This window comes from Trichodesmium erythraeum IMS101, assembly GCF_000014265.1.
Classification (GTDB): domain Bacteria; phylum Cyanobacteriota; class Cyanobacteriia; order Cyanobacteriales; family Microcoleaceae; genus Trichodesmium; species Trichodesmium erythraeum.
Map to the genome: position 1 here is coordinate 7,360,553 of NC_008312.1, position 22,792 is coordinate 7,383,344.

Annotated in this window: 16 protein-coding genes and 2 pseudogenes; 6 read left to right on the forward strand and 12 right to left on the reverse strand. The window is 32.9% G+C overall.

What is annotated here, in order from left to right; translation table 11 throughout:
* Window positions 1-217: 217 nt before the first annotated feature.
* Together TERY_RS25940 and TERY_RS35515 are read right to left on the reverse strand one after the other, a co-directional pair.
* The gene (locus TERY_RS25940) at window positions 218-709 is read right to left on the reverse strand and encodes a peptidoglycan-binding protein (RefSeq protein ID WP_011614053.1); all 492 of its coding nucleotides are present in this window, start codon (window positions 707-709) and stop codon (window positions 218-220) included.
* A 248-nt stretch (window positions 710-957) separates the two neighbouring features.
* Window positions 958-1,356, reverse strand: coding sequence for a hypothetical protein (locus tag TERY_RS35515; protein WP_011614054.1), 399 nt, complete (start codon window positions 1,354-1,356; stop codon window positions 958-960).
* A 407-nt stretch (window positions 1,357-1,763) separates the two neighbouring features.
* Between TERY_RS35515 and TERY_RS23130 the strand changes: the two genes are divergently transcribed.
* Window positions 1,764-3,515, forward strand: a complete 1,752-nt coding sequence (locus TERY_RS23130; RefSeq protein ID WP_370496184.1) for an ABC transporter ATP-binding protein — start codon at window positions 1,764-1,766, stop codon at window positions 3,513-3,515.
* 402 nt (window positions 3,516-3,917) lie between these two features.
* Here the strand turns inward: TERY_RS23130 and TERY_RS23135 are convergent, their stop codons facing one another.
* The 4 genes and pseudogenes from TERY_RS23135 to TERY_RS34005 all read right to left on the reverse strand — a co-directional run bounded on the left by TERY_RS23135 (window position 3,918) and on the right by TERY_RS34005 (window position 6,609).
* A complete protein-coding gene (locus tag TERY_RS23135) occupies window positions 3,918-4,826 on the reverse strand; it encodes an AEC family transporter (protein ID WP_011614056.1) in 909 nt (302 codons plus the stop codon).
* 137 nt (window positions 4,827-4,963) lie between these two features.
* Window positions 4,964-5,128 (reverse strand): annotated as a pseudogene (locus tag TERY_RS29125) (membrane dipeptidase); the annotation flags it as partial.
* Window positions 5,129-5,389: 261 nt separating this feature from the next.
* Window positions 5,390-5,752, reverse strand: a complete 363-nt coding sequence (locus tag TERY_RS25945) for a membrane dipeptidase (RefSeq protein ID WP_081432507.1) — start codon at window positions 5,750-5,752, stop codon at window positions 5,390-5,392.
* Between the two features lie 689 nt (window positions 5,753-6,441).
* Window positions 6,442-6,609 (reverse strand): hypothetical protein, encoded by a 168-nt coding sequence (locus TERY_RS34005; RefSeq protein WP_155994598.1) that lies wholly within the window; start codon window positions 6,607-6,609, stop codon window positions 6,442-6,444.
* Between the two features lie 755 nt (window positions 6,610-7,364).
* On the opposite strand from TERY_RS34005, the gene TERY_RS23145 reads away from it, so the two are divergent.
* Entirely contained in the window at window positions 7,365-8,468 is a 1,104-nt protein-coding gene (locus TERY_RS23145; protein WP_370496187.1) for an AI-2E family transporter, read from the forward strand.
* A gap of 753 nt (window positions 8,469-9,221) precedes the next feature.
* Here the strand turns inward: TERY_RS23145 and TERY_RS23150 are convergent.
* The gene (locus TERY_RS23150; RefSeq protein ID WP_011614059.1) at window positions 9,222-10,154 is read right to left on the reverse strand and encodes a GDSL-type esterase/lipase family protein; all 933 of its coding nucleotides are present in this window, start codon (window positions 10,152-10,154) and stop codon (window positions 9,222-9,224) included.
* Between the two features lie 633 nt (window positions 10,155-10,787).
* Here TERY_RS23150 and btpA point away from each other — a divergent pair.
* Entirely contained in the window at window positions 10,788-11,660 is an 873-nt protein-coding gene (gene btpA, locus TERY_RS23155) for a photosystem I biogenesis protein BtpA (protein WP_011614060.1), read from the forward strand.
* 449 nt (window positions 11,661-12,109) lie between these two features.
* Here the strand turns inward: btpA and psbU are convergent, their stop codons facing one another.
* Window positions 12,110-12,538, reverse strand: a complete 429-nt coding sequence (psbU, locus tag TERY_RS23160) for a photosystem II complex extrinsic protein PsbU (RefSeq protein WP_011614061.1) — start codon at window positions 12,536-12,538, stop codon at window positions 12,110-12,112.
* A 1,033-nt stretch (window positions 12,539-13,571) separates the two neighbouring features.
* Between psbU and TERY_RS31535 the strand changes: the two are divergent.
* Window positions 13,572-13,706, forward strand: a pseudogene (locus tag TERY_RS31535) (DUF4277 domain-containing protein); the annotation flags it as partial.
* A gap of 498 nt (window positions 13,707-14,204) precedes the next feature.
* Here the strand turns inward: TERY_RS31535 and TERY_RS23165 are convergent.
* Complete coding sequence (locus TERY_RS23165) at window positions 14,205-14,840, reverse strand: DUF3120 domain-containing protein (RefSeq protein WP_011614062.1); 636 nt, start codon at window positions 14,838-14,840, stop codon at window positions 14,205-14,207.
* A gap of 634 nt (window positions 14,841-15,474) precedes the next feature.
* Here TERY_RS23165 and TERY_RS23170 point away from each other — a divergent pair.
* Window positions 15,475-16,413 carry an undecaprenyl-diphosphate phosphatase gene (locus TERY_RS23170; RefSeq protein ID WP_011614063.1) on the forward strand — a complete coding sequence of 313 codons (939 nt, stop codon included), beginning with the start codon at window positions 15,475-15,477 and terminating at the stop codon, window positions 16,411-16,413.
* 1,244 nt (window positions 16,414-17,657) lie between these two features.
* Here TERY_RS23170 and TERY_RS23175 read toward each other — a convergent pair.
* The 3 genes from TERY_RS23175 to TERY_RS34010 form a co-directional block, all read right to left on the reverse strand.
* Window positions 17,658-18,152 carry an allophycocyanin subunit alpha-B gene (locus tag TERY_RS23175; RefSeq protein ID WP_044137037.1) on the reverse strand — a complete coding sequence of 165 codons (495 nt, stop codon included), beginning with the start codon at window positions 18,150-18,152 and terminating at the stop codon, window positions 17,658-17,660.
* Window positions 18,153-18,155: 3 nt separating this feature from the next.
* Entirely contained in the window at window positions 18,156-20,156 is a 2,001-nt protein-coding gene (locus tag TERY_RS23180) for an RNA-dependent DNA polymerase (RefSeq protein ID WP_011614065.1), read from the reverse strand.
* Window positions 20,157-20,355: 199 nt separating this feature from the next.
* Window positions 20,356-20,514: a hypothetical protein gene (locus TERY_RS34010; RefSeq protein ID WP_155994599.1), complete on the reverse strand. Its 159-nt coding sequence runs from the start codon at window positions 20,512-20,514 to the stop codon at window positions 20,356-20,358.
* Between the two features lie 800 nt (window positions 20,515-21,314).
* On the opposite strand from TERY_RS34010, the gene rlmD reads away from it, so the two are divergent.
* A complete protein-coding gene (gene rlmD / locus TERY_RS23185; RefSeq protein ID WP_011614066.1) occupies window positions 21,315-22,772 on the forward strand; it encodes a 23S rRNA (uracil(1939)-C(5))-methyltransferase RlmD in 1,458 nt (485 codons plus the stop codon).
* Window positions 22,773-22,792 lie beyond the last annotated feature (20 nt).

Below are 22,792 nucleotides of genomic sequence, written 5' to 3' on the forward strand. Positions count from 1 at the left end.
TCAACAATAGTTTAACTAGTCCAAAATTGATATAATACTAGAATATTTATAAATGCTCCCGACGTTGCTCTTAAGTGACAACGCGGGATAATTAAAATTACAAATGAGAGTGATTTATCCTCACTCCTGTATCAAAAAAAATACTATAAATTAGCAAATTAGCTTTGATCTAAGGGTGAAATCAATAGATAAAGCCCTGGAATTCCAATCAGGAATATTAAAAACCTAAAGCTGCACGAGTACGAGGTCCAACAATACCATCTGCCCTTAAGCCAACATCCCGTTGGAATGCTTTAACTGCATACTTAGTCTTATGGCCAAAATAACCAGTTGCACGAGGATGATGAAAATATCCCATAAGTCCTAGTTGATGTTGCAACTTAGCAACCCTGTGTCCACGGCTACCATGGTGAAGATAATATCCATGACCATGGCGGTGACGACGATAAGAAGCATGACGATAGTGTGGACGACCATAGCGCCGACCTAAGCCACTACCATAACGATAATTAGGACTACCGCAGCGAGAGTAGCAATTAGCAGCAGCAGAATCAGCAGTTACGCTAAGAGAACTTAAAATAGTAGCGACTGATAGCAGACCCATCATCCCTAAGCTGGAAAACTTTTTCCAGTCGACTGCTTTCAACGTGGGTTCAACTATAAAACTTTCTTCGGTGGTAGCTAGATGAGAATATGCTAGTGTTTCCATGAATCCTCAACTCCTCTGATGAGTTATATTTGACAATTTTTTTGTGGGGTGAGCGTGAGCTTCTCGCTTTCAAGTCTTTCGCTTTGCACCAGACTCTACGAGTTTTAAGGACGGGTGCCACACCGCCCTATTTATATATTTCTGCACTAAACTACCATATCAGATAGATTTTTAATGCAGAATGTTTAAAAAAACTTAAAAAGTCCCAACCAACTCTGTATTTATTTGTGGACTTTTAATAAACCAACTTAGTAGCAGCCACCGTAGCCACCGTAGCCACCACCGTAGCCACCATAGCGACTACCATAGCCACGAGAACCACCGTAGTTACCATAATTACCATAGGAACGATTGTAGGAACTACTAACAACTTTTTTATAGTAGTGACCAGAATTACGACCATAGTTACCATGGTTACCATAGTTACTACCATAGCCACCGTAGTCACCGTAGCCACCATAACCATAACCACCATAAGCAGAAGCAGAATCAGCAGTTACGCCCATTGCTCCGAATACAGTAGCAGCAGACAGTAAACCCATTGCACCAACGCTAGATAGTTTTTTAAAGTCTACACAAACAGTAAACTCTTGATTCTCTGAATTTTCTGCGCTATAGGCTAAATGGGAAAATGCTAATGTTTCCATAAATTCCTCTGTTTAGTCAAATTAAATGAACTACTGCAAAACTGGATTTTACCTAACTAATAATTACATCCCAATTCAAAGAAGCCCATAAAGCAGGACTTTAAATTTAGACATAAAAATTGTATTTAAGGTTCAGCTTATCTACTCCCAGTCTGTGCAAAAACCGGACAGATTGATTGTCAAATTTGCATATATGGAGCATCACATTAATTATATAACTTAAAGTAAAGTTGCCAAATCAAACTTTAACTAATTTAAATATTAGCTGGCCTTTACCCAGTAGAATGGACTATTATAGGTCACAAAATCTTACTGCAAATTGACTTTAAAATCAATTTAACATGCTCAATCATTAAAAGCAAGTTTTTTTATCTTTAATATAGAAATATAGAAAACTTTAGAATATTTTGAAAAATCAAATTAAGCTTGGTATCCAGAAATCTAGATCTAGTTATTGGAAGCTCTTACCCTACATTTATGAATATTGGCCAACTATTGTGAAGGCATTGACCTGCACATTAGTATTTACTATTTTCTGGCCTATTTTAGCTTGGTTAATGGGTGAAATGGCAGGTTATATCGGCAAGGGAGATGTCAGAGCAATTATTCAACTTGCAGGGCTAGCAGCTATCATTTTTATGATTAAGGGCGCTGTACAATATGGTCAAGATACTCTGATGGCAAAAGCAGCTTTAACCATTGCTTTAGACTTGCGCAAACAATTGTATTCTCACTTACAAAAACTTCATATCAGTTACTTTGAAAAATCAAAAACTGGGGATCTTTCCTATCGAATTACAGAAGATATAGATCGTACTGGGGAAGTTATCAATAAATTTTTTCACCAATTTGTTCCTTGCATTTTACAATTAATAGTTGTATTAGGCTATATGGTCTATCTTAACTGGCAATTAACTCTAGCAACTCTGATAATTGCACCTTTGATGGCATTATTAATAGGTTGGTTTGGAGAGTTATTACTTTCTTTTTCTCGCCAAAGTCAACATCGTATTTCCAATTTATCTGCTCTCATAACTGAAGTATTTAATGGTATTAGAATAGTTCAAACTTTTGCAGCTGAAGAATATCAAATTGCTCAATTTTCTGTGGAAGCTGAACAAAACAGACAAGCAAAATATATGGCAGAAAAAGTTAAAGCACTCCAGTTTGTAGTAGTGGGTTTCTTGGAAGCAATGAGTGTGATTTTTTTATTTTTATTGGGAGGATGGCAAATATCTCAAGGAAATTTAAGTGGAGAAGGCTTTATTAGTTATGTAACAGGTGTTGCTTTGTTAATTGATCCGATTTCTTTAACAACAAGTAATTATAGTGAATTTAAACAAGGTGAAGCTTCATGCGATAGAGTTTTTGAAATCTTAAGAATTCAACCTAAAATTATACAAAAAACAGATGCAATTCCTCTTCCTACTGTAGTGGGAAAAGTAGAATATAAAAATGTTTGTTTTTCTTATAATTCTGAAAAGCAAGTTTTAAAAAATCTGAATTTGTTGGTAAAATCAGGGGAAATAATTGCTTTTGTAGGAGCCTCTGGAGCAGGTAAAACTACACTTATAAACTTGCTTCCTAGGTTTTATGACCCTCAGTCAGGGGAAATATTAATTGATGAGATAAATATTCAAGATGTTACTCTTATAAGTCTAAGAAGACAAATTGGAATTGTTCCCCAAGAGGTAACTTTATTTTCTGGAACTATCTTACAAAATATTGCCTTTGGTCAACTAGATTATAATATTTATGCAGTAAAAGAAGCAGCTAAAATTGCTAATGCTCATCAGTTTATTACTAAGCTACCGGAAGGTTATCAAACTTGGGTAGGTGAAAGGGGAGTTAATTTATCTGGAGGGCAAAGACAAAGAATAGCGATCGCTCGTGCAGTATTAGAAAATCCGAGGATATTAATATTAGATGAAGCTACTTCTTCTCTAGACTATGAATCTGAATCTTTAGTTCAAGAAGCCTTAGAAAGATTGATGGAAGGGAGAACTGTATTTATTGTTGCTCATAGGTTGACAACTGTACAACGTGCTAATCGAATTTTGGTTATGGAAAATGGTGAAATTGTAGAGTCAGGTACTCACATAGAATTATTAGAAAAAGGTGAACTTTACACTCGTTTATATCAGAAACAATTTAGTTAATATCTTGAGTTGAATGCTTATAGTTATAGTTAAGCATTCACCTTTACTAAACTTGTGCTAAAGTTCAGCTATTATAGTAAAATATTTAACTCAAATTAAACCGCAAAAAAAATTTTGCGGTAAAAAAAACTTTTTCTACAAAGCCTAATTACTAATTTTAATTGTTGATATAAAATTTGATATAGGATGTGAAAAGCGAGTCCTATTAAAAAAGGAAATATGTTGGTAGTAATGAGGTTAATACTAAAGAAAAAAAAGCATTAAAAAGCATTAAATATTAGTAAAAACAAGGATTTAGATTATTCGCATCCAGTGCTTTTTTTCTTAGAAAAAACTTAAATATAAATTTACACCTCATTAGAAAACACTATAGCTGACTGGTAAGACATGAATGCTTATACATCAAGATGTTGCCCCAATTGCCCACAAGACTATCGGTAAAGTCAAAAAAGATAAAAGCGTTGATATTATCACAACTCTAGAAGTTCGTGTCGCATCCCCACCAAATTCATTAACTATTAAAAAAGAAGCTAAAGCACTTGGCATAGCACTTTCTAATACTAACACTTGTAAATCAAGCATTTCCAAGTTCATAATTTTACCAACTAAATAAGCAACAAATGCTCCTCCAAACAAACGAATTAAACTAGCACCTAACTCATAAGTACCTGGTTGAAAACGATTTTTAGATATTTGTATTCCCATCAATAATAAAGAAATTGGAATTGCAGCTTCTCTCAAAATATGTAAACCATCATCAAGTTTTAAAGGTAATTCAATATTGAATAAGTTAAGAATTACACCTAAAATCATTCCCCAAATTATCGGTAATTTAAAAGTAAAAATAATACCAGATCGAAACCCCCCTCCTTTGAGAATGGCAGGCATTGTACTAAACACAATTAAATTCCATGATATTAAATAAATTATAGCCCTTTCTAACCCAGCTTCTCCTAATGCAAATAAAGCTACAGGTAACCCCATGTTTCCAGAATTAGGTAAAGCTGTAGTCGCCAATAAACTTTTTTGCAGAGACTCCGAAAAACCTAACCGTCTTCCTATTCCCCAAGGAATTAAACAAAGTAAAATATAAGTTAACCCAAAGGCTATAAATATCCCTATTGCTTCCTCAATTCTCATAGTAGTTTGATACATTATATCGGTTAATAATGCAGGAAACAAAACATACAAAGCTAGCTGAGAAAGTGTCTGTTCATCAATGGAAAAATTTTTGCCAAATATAAAACCAATTAAAACTATACACCCCACTGGAAAAACAGCAGATACAACGGAAAAGAAAATCTCAATCATACTAAAAAAATTATAAGTCAATCATTGTACAAAGTTATTTCCCGGATATTTCTTAGTTTTGAATTTATCTAGACATCTTTTGCACTTCACTAAAAACTCTCATTAAGTTTTTACCCCAAATTTTTTGAATATCTTTTTCAGTATATCCCCGTGCCATTAATTATTTTGTATTTTGTAATATTGGGTATTTGTGAAACATCATTCATTCCAAATACTCCACCATCCCTATCTAAATCTAAAACAATAGCAACATGATTAATACTTATAACTTTTACCATGTAATCTATATGGTCTACTACATCAGCAACAGTGGGTTAATTTTTCAGATATTTCTTATTAATTTGACAATATTTTTCTTTGAGTACTTTTGTTTGTTCTTGGCTTAGTTTTCCATTTTTAAATGCAGCAAGTTTTTGTTCAATTTATTTCATTGCTGTTTTTATTTATGGTATTTCCGGGATTTTTTTAATATAGTCATCAAAAATACAATTTTGTACAACTACATCATTTTATTTGACAATTTTTAAAATTTAATTACTCATATTTTAGGATTTTTTTTCTAGTTATCTAGCACTAGAATGAGATGCAATTACTGGTGCTTTTATTAACTTAATTAAATCCAAAAATGTATAATTATAGACATGATAAATATCAACCATGATACCCAAAATATTTATTTCTTTGATAACTTTTTTCCCATGGTAACTTAAGCCATTCCATTTTTGTTTTTGATATGTAGAAGAATCACCAAGCTCATTATTTTGGGTATGAGTTATTATTTTATATCTAATCCCTTGGTGATAGAAAAATTGAACATTACTAATATCTTTACCAATTGGATAAGCATTTTCCATGCCCATAAATATTGCCATTTTTATAATTTTATCTAGCAGTTCAGCATCCTGTGCATTTAAGGCAAGTAAAATTTAAAAAAAATTGAACTCAACCATCTTTTTTGTTATTTTAATCATTTTAATTACTTCCTCTTTTCTCCGCTGATGTTCTTCTTTATTCCTCTATTTTTGAATAGTAAATATTGACGTAAATACAGCATATAGGCCACTTTCCTCAATTCGAGTAATATCTGACTGACTAATATCAATTCCTCCAGGTTGATGTCTGATATTTGGTTGAAAATCAGGATATAAAAATTGATGATAAAGCAAATCAATATGACCGTTAACTGTTAAAAAAAATCGTGTATTTCTTCAGGAGTTAATACTTTTTGTAACTGATATTGACTTACTTTAGGAGATGATAGTAATTGTTTCTTCGAGATAGTACATCCATTTACTGTAAAAGAAAGTAAAACTATTGGCAATGATAAGACTAGATTTTTTGATAAGTTCATCTAGATGAAACCTCAAAATTATCATCATGAAAAGGTAGAGTTAAACCAATAATTATTAGTATTATGACACATAAAACTTATTTATTATAAGACTGTAATAGTTCAGGAATAGGGAATATTGTAGTCATCAAATATTTCTGATATTATTGCTATTTTAGGAGTACTAAAAAAATATAATATCTTGATTTTATAAAAATTCTCCAGTCTAAGGGAACTTTGCCATTATAAAAATCATGAAGGCTTTAAGTGGATAAACTAAATAAATTACACATTTATCGAAACTAAAATTAAATTCTTGTGTAAACATCGCGCTTTGTAAATAATTTTATTTAGGTGCTTACCACCCAAAAACTTTGAGATAATTTCTGTACTTATTGACATGGATATAAATTCTCTGACCATTAAATCAGGAATTATTTGAGTTGTTAGCATCTATATTGTTACTGTATTGAACTGTTTTAACTAAAATAATACTTTAGATTTGTTATTGCAGCTAGAAAAAGTTATCTATTAAAAATTTGTGTTTTATAATATTTAATATTAAACAGTTCAGTACAGTGATTATTAAATCAATTGCTTAAACTTACATAGGTAAAAATGTGGGAAACAAATCTAGTTATAATTTTAAGGCTAAATATTTTTTACTAAAAAAAAATTAATTTGATGTTCCAATACAAAAATTCTTATAGTACTTCGGTAAAAAATTATAAGTTTTAGGGAATAGAGGACAAAGAATAAGGTACAGGGAATAGGAAATAAAGATACAAGCTTACCTCGTACTTACTGAGAAACTCTATAAAGTCAAACTTAATCTTTTTAGAGAAGAGTTTCAAAGTATTAATCGACTATTCTGAATCTAACTCTTTTATTCTTATAATAATTTCCTCAAGTATGGCTACGCATCATACTCAAAAATGAAATTATATTATATTATTAAGATAAACAGTATAATTTAAGTCTAAATTATTGGTATTATATATAGTTTTAACTATCAATATTTTTTCACTGTAATTTTATCAAATTTTACTTTTAAACTTGATAATTATTTTATAATAATAGCTAGATTAATATCTTTTATTATACTGCTAAATTCAAAGTCAAGGTAGTACTTGAAAAACTTTATATTGATTAGTAGAAGCACTTACTTTAAAGATAAATAGAGAAAGTCAATAATGGATAACATTTAATTGTTTATTTCTCAACTTAAAATTGTCACAGCAGTAGTTACTCAAACAACTTCAAAACAACAAAAAAATATGAATTTTGGTAAATGGTTAGGCTTTTTTAGTTTGCTGATTGTTCTATATATATTTTGGGAAATCCGACAACTTTTACTATTAATATTTGCTGCAATAGTTTTGGCAACTGCCTTAAATAGATTAGTACAAAAATTTAATAGATGGGGTCTTGAAAGAAATTTAGCTGTAATTGCTACTTTAAGTTTAGCTGCATTAATTATGCTGGTATTTTTGTTACTAATTGTACCACCTTTTATTAGCCAGTTTCAAAAATTAGTTGCCTTAATACCTGATGTTTTTACAGAAGTCCGCTCTCAACTTATCCAGTTATATCAACAAAGACCAGATTTATTTCCAGCACCACCTACTGCTACTAATATGCTAGTACAAACACAAAAATTCGGTACTCAGTTATTTAGCAACTTTTTGAAGATTTTTTCTAATACTTTTACAGTATTTTTGCAGGTACTTTTAGTATTTGTATTAACAATAATGTTTTTAGTTAATGCTCAAGCTTATCGACGAGTGGGATTACTTTTATTTCCTTCTTTTTATCGCCGACGTGCAGATGAAATTATATCAAAGTGTGAAGTAGCTTTAGGGAATTGGTTTGGTGGAATAGTGATTAACTCTGTTTTTGTAGCGACCTTGAGTGGTATTGGTCTATTACTATTACAAATTGATTTAGTTTTGACTCATGCTTTACTTGCAGGTTTACTCAATTTTATTCCTAATATTGGTCCGACTTTGAGTGTAGTTTTTCCTATAATGATTGCTTTTTTGGATACTCCTTGGAAAATAGCTGCAGTAGGAATTTTATATATTATTATTCAGAATATTGAAAGTTATTGGCTAAGTCCAGTTGTTATGGCAAAACAAGTCTCACTTTTACCTGCTATTACTTTAGGGGCCCAAATTTTCTTCACTACTTTTTTTGGAATTTTAGGTTTAATTTTGGCTTTGCCTTTAACAGTAGTAGCTAAAACTTGGATTGAGGAAACTTTATTCAAAGATATCTTAGATCCGTGGCAACAAACATCTTCTATTTCGTAACATAATTCTAAATGTTCTAATTAATATTTTACCTCTTTATATAGATAGCAAAAATAATCATAATTTTTGATTAATAAACAAAGTTTCAAGCCTCCGCCTTTTGAGGGGATAAAAAGAATATTTCAAATTTTCAGATTCCGACTCCAGCCGTCGTTACTGATAGCTGATAGAATTAAATATTATAAAAATTATCAAAACCAATGCGCAAATTTTTATAATTGGATAAGCTAAATTATTTACCTATTTTTTAATTATGACTTATTAAATACATATTATTGGTAAGGTTAGGAGCTACGGAGGTATGGATAAACTTGAATGACAGAAGATGTTGTCAAAAATATTTTCTTTCAATTTTTCTATCCTTAAAATCTCAAAATTGAGGGTTTTGAGTCAACTTGTAGCAAAATATTGTACATTTTTTATACAAAAAAACCCTGAGTAATATTTAAGTAAATGCTTTCAGTTTTTTTCAGGTCACCTTAATTATTTTCGCTCATAATAATGCTAAGAACTTAGCTAATATAGATATGTAATGAATTTAGCACAACTACTTATCAATTTGAGAAATATTAAAAGTTCCACCTAGACTTTTATAAACTTTTTTCTATGCTCAAACAAAAACTTTTGTTACTATGGTTAATCTGAAGTATATCAATTCAATTAACTACACTAAATAGAAACTTTATAACATTATCAATAATCAGGTTTCTATTCTCAGCTTCCAAAATCTTTATAACATAACTATTACATTCTTTAAAACTGACTATGATTAATAATTAACTTACTAATCATTTCACTAACAATCTGATTTCCTTTAATACTTAAATGAATATTATCTCGATACAAACTATCTGGTTCTAATACAGATTTAAAAATTGGTAATAGATCTAAATATAAAATATTTTCAGCTTGGTTAAATTCCTCTAACAATTTACGAGTTTTAATTTCATAATCACGAGGTCCTGGTTTGCCTACTTCCCTAAGCAAAGGAGTCATTACCAAGATAAATTTAGTATTGTTTTGATTAGTAATTTCCTGAATTTTTTTGATTGCTGCTAAATTAAAACTAACTTTTTCTTCTTCTTCCTGAATTTCTGGAATTTTTGCTGTCGGCAATAAATAACGACTAATCACTTCAGTTATTGCAGAAAGAGGTTTTTTGTCTGGATAACTCCGATGAACTCCTACCACTAATGAGCTAGGTGCTTTAGCAAATAAATCATCAGTATTAATCAGTAATACTATAGTTTGAGAATTAAATAAACCGAACTTTTCTAAATAAGCAAGTTCATTTCTAGGTCCCCAAGAATTAGCTGAAGCATTAAAAACTTCAACAGTTTTATTTTGACCTAATTTTTCATTTAATTGTTTCTCTATAATTGCAGAAATTGTGTCATTTTGATCTGTCCACCAACTACCATTCGCTACAGAGTCTCCTAACAAAAGTATTCTCAATGTAATATTTTCTTTTGACTCTTCTATCGGGTCAGAACGCATAGAATACTGATTAATTTTTATCCGGTTACCAAAGCGAGTAACACTTTGATTTGGTGTCAAAAGATAACCAATTTTACTATCTATATTATAAGTAAGAGGATTACCAAAACCAAAGACTAAGCGGAGTCCTATTTCTAATACCCCCAATAAACAAATTACAATAGCTAAAAATATCAATATACCTTTCATTAATCTAAAATTTTTAATAAATTCCGTAAATTATTAGCAATACCCATGAATAACTTGGTGAAAAAATTTATACATATTAATTTTTTTTACCAACCTTGATTATTTGAGAATAATTTTGAATAGACGTAAGCATTTAACCCTCAGCTATCAACTATTACTTTTGATTTCAGAGCAAAGCTTTATTAATTGAGCCAGAATTAAATTTTATTACAAAAACTTACTTCCTTTACCTTAAAGTCTATATTCATTTAAATTCTGCTCAGGACTAATATCTAATAGCTGAATACTTAACAATAGACTTTCCTAAGTTAAATAATAATTCAACTCCAAAATGATATGATGATCATAAAATAGAGGGAAAATTTTAAGATAGATGTAGTTGTAATGGGCAAATTCCACCTTGGATAAAGATCCTTATTTCAACTATAAGAAACACTCTCCAAATTGACTGCTAGACTAGCAGTGTCAGTTTGTGGAGCAACCATAAGACTCGAAGAGAAAAAATCTCCGAAAGCAGGTGCTAAAAAAACAGAAACCTAAATCATGAGATTTGGGATACCCACGTTGTGGCAGTTTCGCTACATTGGGAAAACATTAAGTTATTGCCAAATAACTGTGGTTTCAGGTAAACCCGTGGACTTAAAGCAAATATTTAAAACCAGAAATCCAATAATTGGGGTAGTACATTTACAACCTCTGCCCACCTCACCCCTTTGGGGAGGTGACCTTCAAGCTATTATCAGTAGAGCAGAAAGAGAAGCCACAGCCCTTGTCTCAGGAGGTGTAGATGGCATTATAGTAGAAAACTTTTTCGATGCTCCTTTTGTTAAAGACCAAGTTGATCCGGCTGTGGTTAGTGCAATGACACTTCTAGTACAAAAGATTATGAACTTGGTTTCTCTACCTATTGGAATTAACGTTTTGCGTAATGATGGCCAAAGTGCTATGGGTATCGCTTATTGTGTGGAAGCCCAATTTATCCGTGTGAATGTCCTGACTGGAGTTATGGCCACAGATCAAGGATTGATTGAAGGCATAGCACATCAACTTTTACGTTATCGTCGAGAACTGGGTACTGATGTCAAAATATTGGCAGATGTTTTAGTCAAACACGCCCTACCTTTGGGTGAGCAAAATCTAACGACAGTCGTTCAAGAAACAATAGAACGTGGTCTCGCTGATGGGGTAATTATTTCTGGTCGCGCAACAGGAAGCCCTCCTAGTTTGGAAGATTTAGAATTAGCCAGAGCAGCAGCAGCAGGTACCCCAGTCTTTATCGGTAGTGGTGCTAACTGGGAAAACATTTCTACCTTGATGCAAGCTGCGGATGGGGTTATTGTCTCTAGCTCCCTCAAGCGACATGGTAAAATAGACCAACCAATAGACCCTATCCGTGTGAGTCAGTTTGTGGAAGCAACTCGCTGGACAATATCAGATAAGGGAAAAGATTATCAGAATTGGGAAGCAGAGACTATCAATTCACCTTCCCCTATCAAAAAAGTATAAGTTTGATGTACTCCACTCACTTGATAGAGTGGATTTTCTCTTTCTTTAGTTATAATAATTAGTGAAAATCCTAGCTATTTAGCTATACTAAACAAGGTCATAATTTAAGGAATATTATTCCTTAAATCATTGACAATTAAGTCTTTCTCAAATTAGGAATTTACAGAATATATACAAACAGGGTTACTGCTGGAAAAAGCTATAGGAAAACTAATCGTAAATATTCAGAACTAAATAGTATTTATTCTGGAAAAATCTGTAATTACTATTGCTGTTTATTTATTATTTATGGTTGATAAACTAGCTACTTATAGGGGTGTAGGATAATTTTCCTAATCTGATGATTGAGGAATGTTTTAAATTCTCTTCCTGCTCACCCCTAATACTATATGAATTAGTACACAGCAAGATTAAAAACTGACAAATATTTTTGATTTAATATTTAGTTTTTAGTCGTATGAACCAGTATTCAATCTATAGTCACCTTCATTATATACATCAGCAGTTTTAGTCACTGTAAAATTTTTCAGATTTGCTTCTAAAAGCTTTTTTTGCTCTTCAGTTAGGCCAGGCATTTCTAGTACATCTTCTACTTTTTCGTAGGGAGCATTGTCTACTATCTGTGCAGCTATAGTTGGGAACATTCCCCGATATTTCCGAAAGCTTCGTAAAGGACTATTGTTAAGATCGAGCTTTTCTCCAATCTCTCCTAATTTCTTGTCTGCATTGTTAACTGTTCTAGATTCTACTGCTAAAATTGACGCTGAAGGCCATGTAGTTAAATTTAAGTTACCTGCATGAGCTTTGTCAGATGGTACTAATCCCAGACAGCCCAAACATAAACTAAATATTGTCAATAATAGACCGATCTTTTTCATTATTGTATTTCTCCAAGTCTTGATATCTATAGATAACTTTGCCAGAACCTAGCTTCATTATTGATTTGTGACAAAGTGCAATTATTAATCTATCTATGAAGTAGATTTACTGCTATATTAGCTAATAACTAATTACTAATAATTTACTCTACAACACTTAAGTAAACTTTGAGCATTAAACATTGATACAATAATTTTTCTCATTCCAATAACTAGGGCTATTTGTGTAAGACAAAGGCGTTACTCCTCCGAGTAAGCCAAAGCTACTCTAACCTCTATCTTTTTGTGACTAACATTAGGGAATGAAATAGACCTCTTCCAATAAATGTCCCAGGTTATCATTTATAACATCAGATTGGACAAATAATCTATAAGACGTAAAGAGTAAAACTTTTTTAGTGCGGATATTTTGCCAGCTAAATTTGTACCTCACGGGCCCTGAATGGCAGGTACTATGTATTCTAGTAACCAAGACTTATAAATTAAGCTGAGTCCTTTAGAGTCAGGTTTTATTATCCATTTTAAGAAACCTACAATTATCTACATAAATCTCTGAAGACGCTCGCTTATATCATTTCTCTTCAGTGCTTTTACCTGGTAAAGTAGGAGTCATCCAGCTCCCCTGGCACATGGTGTCCAACTTAACTCTATTGTTAGATTAACATTTTTCAGTTATACACACTATATTTAGGGTAGCACGATAGTTTTTACTAAGCTTATTTAGTGTTTTTATCTAATTTATTATTATTGTTACTTTCAAAATATGTATCTTAGCCCTCACGGAATTAAAAGTACTTCAACACTATTGTTAGGGCCGTATTTCAAGGATTAATCCTCTTTAGAAAATGTTGATTGTTCCTTAATAATAAGGTGGAAATAATTAACCAAAAATTAGGAGTCTATAATCAATAAAAAATTAGATAATGACAAATGATTAAATCTTTAATCATCAAAAATTTAGTCATAGTATCACGTATTTTATATTTGTTAGGGTCAGTTATTTGAAGAAAAAGAGATATAAAAATTATTAGGGACAGGAGTCAAAAGTGAATATTTCAATGATGATAAAATAGGTAGAGTGATGGATGATATTTATCAATTAGGGTTAACAAATTTTTTTGTAATTGACCGTTCTAAGAAACCTATAATTATCTACATAAATCTATAAAAATACTTGATTATATCAGTTCTATTTAGTGCTTCTACCTAATCAGGTAGGTGTTATCCAGCTTTCCTAGTACATGGGGTCGAACTGAATTCCATTTTTAGATTTCAATTAGCATTGTAAGTATCGCTCCACAACTTAAACCACAGTTTTCACACTTTAAGAATGCATATTACCCAAATCATAACACCTCAAGCAGGTCAGCAGTTTTTGGGTTTAACCTAAACCAAAAGCTTATGTAAGTCAATGACAGTGAGAAATTTCATCTTACACTTAAGAGATTTTAAAAGTTATGAAAAAGGGATGAAGTTCGGTGAAGCATAAACCTCAACTTATTTGGATGACTGGATACAAAGCTCGTGTTTGAGCAGCAATGTTTTTGGCTGGTTATTTGAGTGTAGTTCAGTTGTGAATCCAAGTAGTATGACTAAAGATAATTAAAGATTATCTATGATAATGCTAGATTATAGTCAACAATTACTAGCCCTCTGAAATTTTGTCTTAGGCCACAAAAGCAGCCAACAAAAACAGACTATCTACTACAATAGTGCTCAATACTGCTGCGCCAAAGGCCCACCAGTGTAAGCTTTTAGACTGCAAAGGTACAAGACCAAAAAACAAAAGAATTCCTACTAACAGAATAATCCAAGTTACCCCCCAGGAAGTACGCACTTGAGTTAAAGCATCTTGAAATACTTCTAAAGCCATTTCTGGTTCAACTATCATTAAACTCCGCCAATAAGGAATCAGACCAGTTATATAGAAATATCCGTCTGTAACTGCTGTGCCTAGTAGAGAGCCTAAATAAAAACAGTTCCCTACCATTTCTCTATTGTGGCTTAAACACCATAATGCCCAAGGTACAAACATTGCTTCAACTGGTAAATGGAGAAATGGTTCCTGTCGTAGCCAACCCCAGTATATCGAACCTGTGAACCAACTCCAAGTAAACCCTAGCAATAAATCACCCCATAAATTAGTAGCTCTCTTTTTAAGCAATTTTAAACTTAGCCATAACCAAAAGCCTGTCATAACTAAACTTAACCAAGGTAGTTGACGTACCATTGGAGCTTGAAAAAATACTGGCACTGTCACTAGAAATATGGCAGCACTAAACACAGCCCACTTTTGGCTCATTTTAATTTTTTCTAAAACAAAAGCAAAAAAAATTTTTTCCTGCTTTTCTGGAAAAAAGTTAGTTATTATATCAAAAAAAGCATTATTAAACAAGGTTTTTTTTTATTTTTTTACTTAACTTTATTTTATTTAAAATATCATGTTTTATCCCCTACTAGGGCATATTTAATACTAATAACATTTTTATCTCTTTTATCCTCATAGGGGGGATTTTTGAGAAATAGTTAAGAATGGGCCTTTTGCTTGTTGGTTTATAGCAGGTAAGATACCTGTCCTAACTTAATACCTGCTCTACAGTAAGACAATATTTGTTCCTGCTCCTGAACAGTGTCAGAAACCGGATTTTTTAAGTTCTAAAAAAAAGATTCCCAGACTCCCTGGCCAAATCTAAGGGAAAATGATGTATTGAGAAAAAACTGAACTCCAAGGAGGGAAAATGGATGATTTGATATTTGAAAAAATATTGTTCTATTCTTCAAGCTAACCTTCGTCTTCCGAGAAATTAATAATTAGCCAGGTATTGTCCATGACTACTGAAGCTATAAAGGCGATCGCTATTTCCCGGAAAATCAGCAGCCAAAATCACTAAAGCCAATGCTATAATCCACCTATAATAATAGGAAAATTCTAGTCGATGAAATTTTTCTGTGCATTCATTTTCACTGCTCTAATTTTTATATCTCTAGAAAAAATCGGCCAGTCATGTTGCCCTAACCCTATAGTTGACTCTGAACAGTTGACTATTTTTCAGGCAGTTATTCTGGGAATGGTACAAGGTGTGACAGAATGTATTCCAGTTAGTAGTACTGCTCACCTCAAGATTATCCCTGTAGCTCTTGGATGGGGAGACCCTGGTGTGGCTTTTACTGCAGTTATTCAACTAGGTAGTATTGTTTCAATAGTTTGGTATTTCTGGAATGACTTGACAAAAATTACATTTGGTGCATACAAGTCCATAATTACATCAGACTACCAGTCACCAGATTTGAAAATGTTGGTCAGTATAGGGTTGGGTACTATACCAATAGTATTTTTTGGTTTGTTGATCAAAGTATTTATTCCAGATTTTGATAATTCTCGATTGCGAAGTACAGTAGCGATCGCCATAGCTTCAATAATTATGGCCTTGTTATTAGTTATCGCAGAACGAATTGGTAGCCGGAAACGTAACTTTGAAAAACTAGATATTAGAGATGGTATAGTAATTGGTCTAGCTCAAGTATTAGCATTAATTCCTGGAGTATCTCGTTCTGGCTCAACTATTACAGGAGGGTTGTTTATAGGATTAGAAAGATCCACAGCAGCACGGTTTTCTTTTTTACTGGGCCTTCCGGCAATTACTTTAGCAGGTTTAGTTGAATTGAAAACGCTTTTAGATGAAGGGTTTGGAAGTGTGGGTTTAGTAGCAACTCTCACTGGAGTTTTTTCTGCTATTATCTTCTCTTATATTGCAATTTCTTGGTTGATGAGATATTTACAAACTCAGGATACCTGGATATTTATTTGGTATAGATTAGCCTTTGGGATATTAATTTTAATAGGGATTATTAGTGGTGTAATAGAAAATACATAAATAGATCATTTGATATCAAAAATTAAGCTACTCTAGGCTAATATTTCTAACAATAGGACAGAATATATTGCAACTAATGGGTAATTTAAATCTGTAGTATAGTTTAATCTGAAAGCAGATTAAAAATTGAATTATTTTACACTATAATTAAGTGATTAAAGGCAAGCAAAGTCTGTAAATTTCGTCTCAATCAATAAAAATTATATAGTCTGTGTTATATTAGTCTGGAATTTAAAAAAAAATTAGTACTAAAAATAGAAAAAACTATTGATCAAGTGAAACATAAATTATTCTCAGATTATCTGATAAAGAGTGCAAGAGCGGAAAAAGAACACAATAAAATTTAGGGCTATTTCTTTTATATAGGTATTTTTATTACTATTAAATGAATGGAAAAAATATTGAGGCGATCGCTTAAAAATTTATTAATAAAAAGTAAGTCTTGAAAAACCCAATACGGGAGATTTTCTTGCAACTAATGTTTGAGATATACAAAAATTAACTGAAAAAAAATCCTCTCTAAATATAAATAGGAACAATAGCTCTAACAAGGTTTGATAATTCTAAAATATCCGATATAATTAAGCTTGATAATGCCTTTCTAACATCTCCAAAAATAAATGAAGCCTTTGGGATTAATAATGGGTTAATATTTACTGGTTGATACCATCAGAAAACAATAACTTAGGCAAACTTTAAAAGGCATGAAAACTGGGGTAAAAAAACAGTAGTGTCGTCTGACAGATAGACCAAATATACAATAGATCTTTCAATGTTTTCAATCCATTCATGTCTTATATGTTCAGGGGTTAAAACAGATATCTAATTTAACCAATTAAAATTGTATTTATCAAAGTTTTTTCCCGTGTTTTTTTTAGGGTTATTATCTAGGAGAAATAATGTTTTTTTTCCAGTTATTTTTGAATCAACTAATCTTAAATTTAATGGAGTTTTACTCCGACTTAAACCGATTTTATTTGTTTGAAAAGTTTTTTTTCGACCTCACCTAAATCACCTTTTATTTTGAATGTTTTAGTCATAGCAATTTTTCTTTGTTACCAGTATTAATACTTAATCAATTGCTATTTCTCTCTTATACTATCTATTTACTATATTCTATTTACTATATTTTGAAGTGGGGAATGGGAGTTATTTCTTATTCAAAACTCAAAAAAATTGTCTGTAGGGATTTAGTGATAAAATCCCTACCTAGAGAACAAAAAAGCTACAAGAAGCCAAAAAAATTAAGACATTGCTTGAATAATATAGTCAAAATAAGGAGCAGTTTCCTTAGCATCCTCTTCATCAAGTAAAGAAAGACTTGCTTCCTTTAAACAACGAATCGACTCTACCATTCCAGGAACCGGTACACCAAGAGAGTTATACATTTCCCGAACACCTATCAAACCAATACTTTCAATAGGATCTTTATCCCCAGCTAATAGCCCATAAGTAATCAAACGCAGGTACCAACCATAGTCACGAAGACATAAAGCACGTTCGCGTTGACCAAAAGCATTACCACCAGGGGCAATAAAATCTGGACGCCTGCGCCATAAGTCCTGACTAGCTTTGTCCACAATTTTTTTTTCATTTTCAGAAAGCAATGTAGCAATTTTAACACGCTGCTCACCTGTTTTCAAAAAAGTATTTATGGCTTCAAGTTCCCCACTACTGGGGTAACGTAATTCATCATCTGCTTTGAGAATAACTTGACTAACTGTTAAACTAAGCCAGATAAGTCACCCTACCCGACTTGTCTTCAGAACCGGACATGAAACTTTCGCTTCATCCGGCTCCTCTGTTAGAGGTCCCAATTCAAGGGTACATCCCTGCTTTAGTGTCAGCATATCGTTAACCCATAAGTAACATTCAGGTAAGTCCTGTGAATTGCCTATTAGATAGCTCTTGTGATTTAAAGCAATGTTAGTCTCGTGGCAATATTGGTGCAACAATTGTTTATTCCTTAGTATGTTGTCACCACCTTTAAACTTAGGTATTACATAGTTTACCTCTATTAGGTCAGTTACTCTAAAGGTCAATCCACAAAATGCACATTTATTCTTCTGACTTTTGAATAATTTTGAAGTCTCTGTTTTTACCCCTGAATATTTGCCAACTCTGCTAGTCCAATAATTCCAGTCACCATCTAGTGTTAAGTTATTATCTTTTACTTTGATGTCTCCTATGATGGGAACATCAGAGTATTGATTTAGCATATATTCGCCCCGCGGGAGAATCCAATTTCCATTCTCAATATTCGGGAAATACTCTTGTTTAACCCAGGTGGCTGAATTGTTTGGATGCTGTCTACTTGCGCAACACCATAGTCTCTTCCACAGAAGCATATCCAGTTTGTTGAATATTTTATTAGTACTTACTTGTGTTGAGAAATAGTTAACCCATCCACTGATAGCTGGATTAAGTTTAGCAATTAATCCTTTGACTGGTGCAATTTTGTATGAATCAAATCTTTCTGCCAGTTTCCGGTAATGAGTTTTAATACTTCTAGCGGACAATTTAATCAGGGTTTGAAATCCAAGTTTTGCTATCTTTGCCTGACCTTGCCTCATTGTGAATCCGAAGAAGTCCAATCCAGGCTTGTTCCCTTTATACTCTTCTAGAGCGTTGGCAATTCTGGTCAATTCTTGTTTTAATTCTAATCTTACCTGGTTTAACCATTCCTGCATTACGGTTTTTGCTTGCAGTAGTACTTTGATATCTTCCTGTAGAATTACGAACTCATCTACATAGTCTACTAGAATTAGACTTTGACATTTCGATTGCCAGCTCATTTGAGCACCCTTTTTATTTTTCAAATCTAGGGTTTTGGCAAACTCCATTAGTCTTTTCTCTATACCGTGTAAGGTGATGTTTGCTAGCAGAGGACTCATTACCTCTCCCTGTGCTGTATCCAACTCAACCAACCCACATCTATTTCCGAGAAGGAAGCTGTCGGGGTAGGTGAATAGGAGCTGTTGGGGTGGGTAGAATTGATTATTGTCTAAAACTCTAGACTTTAAACATTGTTTGATTAGTCGTCTGTAGGATGATTTCTTAATTTTTCCTAGCAGTGCATCATGGTTAATTAGATCAAATAGATCAAAACATTTGGATATATCAACATCAAGAAAGTATTTAGATTTATTCTTGATGCTGGTAAAGATGATTTCAATAGCATCATTGGTTGATCGTCCTAGTCCCAAACCATAACTATTAGGTTCAAAGCGTTTCTCCCACTCTGGTTCCATACTTAGCTTGACCGAGCCCTGTAATGCTCGGTCGTACATTGTTGGGATGCTTAAGGAAAATTTTGCATTTAACCCTTGCTTTAGTATTGAGACTCTAGGGTTTAGAATGGCTTTCAGGGAATGTGATTTGAGTAGGTACACAAAATTAAAACGTTGCATTGGTGGTAGATTTTTAATACCATCTACCCCGACGGTGTTTTTAACTTGATTATCCTGTCTCACCCATCTAACAGTTAGCAACAAAGGGTAATAACTTTTGGTCAGAAGTTTTTGGTATCTAGGCATCTTGCGAATTTTGCCACAGCTGGATGCTCTGTAAATTAACTTTTGCAACTTAAATACATTCTTCATAGCCCGCCTCCAGTCTATGTCTCTCCATTTAAGAGTTAGATTGATACTAACTTGAGACGGTATATCCTCTGTATCCCATGCCACACTTAAAAATGGTTGAGGGTTTCCTAAGTTTCTTTTTAGTGTTTTAGCTTTATTCATTGCTAATCATTGCTTTACATTACGTCTAACAGTGGGTACGTCTGCTAATCTTGCTTCTTACCCAATCCTGCTCTCTCTAAGACCTACGACTAACTGTGTAGATTGACCTTGAATGGCTTCCTAAGTTCTCGACCTATAATTTATTCTTAGGTGTCTTAGAGAGTTTTTCTCGTTCCCTTATGCCTTTATTACGACTGATTTAGTGGGGTAAAATCTCCCGGAGGGTTTTATTTGGTTGTTGATAACTCCGAGCATATAAAGTTATCCATAATTCCTCTGACATAATGTCTTTCACTCCATAGCTACCTTTGGAATGGTCTAATTTAACGAGAGTTTGATTACCTTCCTGTTCGTCCACTTGTCAGTCTCTGCTTGGAGTCTCACTTATTTGGTAGTTAAAGCTTTGACCCCGTTTAGGCCAGCTTCAGGGATTGATGTTCAGTCTCTACCCTGTGGCCTATGCTGTCAACCTAACAACAAGGCGAGAGGAATTACACCTCTAAGATCATAAGAGTTATACACAAGTCGGAGGTTGTCCTCATGTATTGACTTGGGGTGGCCATTTATAGCCTGTTTCATGGTTTAGTGGCCAACGAGTCGCACACACTCATAATTATTGATTTTTTTTAGAGTTATATTTCATTTTGAGTATAGAATATAAATGAGTTTCTAGTCTAATTCTTATTCTTAACTTTAAAGTTTCTGTTATACTCTCCGCGACAGGGATAAAGAATGTAACCTCAAAATAATATTAATATTACTCAAAAATTTGCTTGTGCTTTGAAAGCTTTCCGCGCCCATGGCATAACTTTTTAGTTGTTTTTTTTGAGTAAATATGTTATTTGATTTATTAATTTATTTAGTCTGGTCGTGGGGGAACAGTTACCAAACAAAAAACGGACGCGCCAGGGAAGTTTAATCAAGCTCTATCCCCTAACTATCTATTCTATCTCTCCTCTCATGGGTTCCCGTGGGTGCAGTGTCTGGTAAAACGTCTACTTGTCGCAGGAGTTTCACCTCGGTATAATTCCCCTCAATAAAAATAGCCAGGGAAGATGTAAAAAGCAATTGTTAGAGATAGACTAAAAATAATTACTCATGGGGAAAATGAAAAACTTTTAAGATAAGATTGACTTAGTGAAAAGGGATTATTAAAAATTGGTCACATCATTTTGGCAACAAGGTCAGCTAGTAGAAATAACTATCACGGATTTAACAGATAGTGGTGATGGAGTGGGTCGTTATGATGAAAAAGTGGTATTTGTGCCTAATACAGTTTCTGGCGATCGTCTACTTGCCCGCCTGACAAGAGTCAAACCTAAATATGCCTATGGGAAAATGCATCAACTTTTAGAAGGGTCTGAACAACGGATAAAACCTTACTGTATTGTAGCGGATAAGTGTGGTGGTTGTCAATGGCAACATGTTGGTTATGAATATCAGCTTCAAGCAAAACAAAATCAAGTTATTCAAGCTTTAGAAAGAATAGGAGGGCTAAAATTACCAGAAGTTGACCCTACTTTGGCATCTGTATCAACTTTTGGATATCGCAACAAAGTTACATATCCTTTGAGTATTTCTAATGAAGGTGAGGTGAAAGCAGGTTATTATCAAAAGGGTAGCCATAAGTTGATTAATCTAAATCAATGTCCGATTCAAGACCAACGTTTTAACCCTTTGCTAAAAGAGATAAAACAGGATATTACTAGGCGAAAATGGAAAATATATGATGAACATAAACGTATAGGTATTTTACGTCATTTATCTTTGAAAATAGGGGAAAAAACAGGGGAAATTATATTAACTTTGGTGGTTAATGGTAGTGAGGAAAATCCAGAAAAGTTATTACCTGGCATTACAGTTCAAGCCCAGAAATGGTTGGAAGATTATTCTCGGTTAGTGGGTGTTTGTTTAAACTATAATTCAAAGGCAACAAATACTATTTTTGGTCAACAAACTGTTTGTGTTGCTGGTAGGTTTTATGTGCGGGAAAAGTTTAGTGGTTTAGAATTTCAATTGACTCCTAATACTTTTTTTCAGGTAAATACAAAGACTACTGAAAAGTTAGTAGAAATAGTTATTCAAGAGTTGGCTTTGAGTAACTCTGAGATTATTGTTGATGCTTATTGTGGAGTAGGTACTTTCTGTTTATCTCTGGCAAAATATTTACAGCAAGTTGATATTAACTATAATGAATCTCTGAATATAGTGACAGAAGATTTATCAGAAATAAAATTGAGAAAAAGTATGGTCATTGGTTTAGAAGTGCAAGGAGTGGCCATTGAGCAGGCTAAGTTTAATGCTAAAATTAATCACTTGACAAATGTACACTTTTATGAAGGAAAAGTTGAGCGTTTGTTGCCTCAATTGGAGGTCAAACCAGATATAGTTTTGTTAGACCCACCAAGGAAAGGTTGCGATCGCTCTGTTTTAGAGACTTTGCTGGAAATTCTACCTGAGCGAATTGTATATATTAGCTGTAAACCTGCTACTTTGGCTCGTGATTTAAAATTTCTCTGTTCAACTGGTAAATATTGTTTGAACAAGGTACAACCTGTAGATTTTTTTCCTCAAACTGCCCATGTTGAGTGTGCTGCATTTCTAATAAAGCTGTAACACAAATTTATTGAACTAAA

What these genes read in the sequence shown, in the direction of transcription:
- TERY_RS25940 (WP_011614053.1), bottom strand. Translation starts at nt 709, where the DNA reads ATGGAAACACTAGCATATTCTCATCTAGCTACCACCGAAGAAAGTTTT.
- TERY_RS35515 (WP_011614054.1), bottom strand. Translation starts at nt 1,356, where the DNA reads ATGGAAACATTAGCATTTTCCCATTTAGCCTATAGCGCAGAAAATTCA.
- TERY_RS23135 (WP_011614056.1), bottom strand. Translation starts at nt 4,826, where the DNA reads ATGATTGAGATTTTCTTTTCCGTTGTATCTGCTGTTTTTCCAGTGGGG.
- TERY_RS34005 (WP_155994598.1), bottom strand. Translation starts at nt 6,609, where the DNA reads ATGCTAACAACTCAAATAATTCCTGATTTAATGGTCAGAGAATTTATA.
- TERY_RS23150 (WP_011614059.1), bottom strand. Translation starts at nt 10,154, where the DNA reads ATGAAAGGTATATTGATATTTTTAGCTATTGTAATTTGTTTATTGGGG.
- psbU (WP_011614061.1), bottom strand. Translation starts at nt 12,538, where the DNA reads ATGAAAAAGATCGGTCTATTATTGACAATATTTAGTTTATGTTTGGGC.
- TERY_RS23165 (WP_011614062.1), bottom strand. Translation starts at nt 14,840, where the DNA reads ATGAGCCAAAAGTGGGCTGTGTTTAGTGCTGCCATATTTCTAGTGACA.
- TERY_RS23170 (WP_011614063.1), top strand. Translation starts at nt 15,475, where the DNA reads ATGAAATTTTTCTGTGCATTCATTTTCACTGCTCTAATTTTTATATCT.
- TERY_RS23180 (WP_011614065.1), bottom strand. Translation starts at nt 20,156, where the DNA reads ATGAATAAAGCTAAAACACTAAAAAGAAACTTAGGAAACCCTCAACCA.